The sequence below is a fragment of the Mediterranea sp. ET5 genome, from assembly GCF_023337025.1.
Classification (GTDB): domain Bacteria; phylum Bacteroidota; class Bacteroidia; order Bacteroidales; family Bacteroidaceae; genus Phocaeicola_A.
The window spans coordinates 1-381 of record NZ_JAMBLN010000050.1 but is presented as its reverse complement, the minus strand read 5'-3'; the positions used below and the strand labels follow the sequence as shown (position 1 = coordinate 381).

Here is a 381-nt window from a genome sequence, read left to right as displayed (position 1 = left end):
CGTTGTTGGACCGGGCGACCAGACCGGTCGCCCCTACATTCGTGTGGTGGACGTTTATTGAATTACGTCTTGACAAAATGTCAAATGAAGGGGTCTACAATGTCATTCCTCGCACCAAAATACGATTTGGTGGATTCGGAGGCCCTTCTCGGGCGATTCGCAAAATACAGATTGATGCAGACAGGGGTGTTGGAACAACATTCCGGAGGGTGTTGGGAACGGATGGGTGTCCTTTTTCTGCTTCCCGTCCCTAATGGTTCCCTTTTTATTACCTTCCGATTTGTTGACACGGTACACCTTCTGGAGAAGGAAACCCGGTGTTTTTGCGTTTCATTTTCCAAAGATTGGACTTCCGGGCGCGAAACAATTGTGTTTGGCAGA

At 48.8% G+C, this 381-nt stretch carries 1 protein-coding gene; it reads left to right on the top strand.

The genetic code is table 11. The features are described from left to right. Positions 1–99: 99 nt before the first annotated feature. Positions 100–381: hypothetical protein (locus M3087_RS14290; RefSeq protein ID WP_249096844.1), on the top strand; the 282-nt coding region annotated here is incomplete at its 3' end.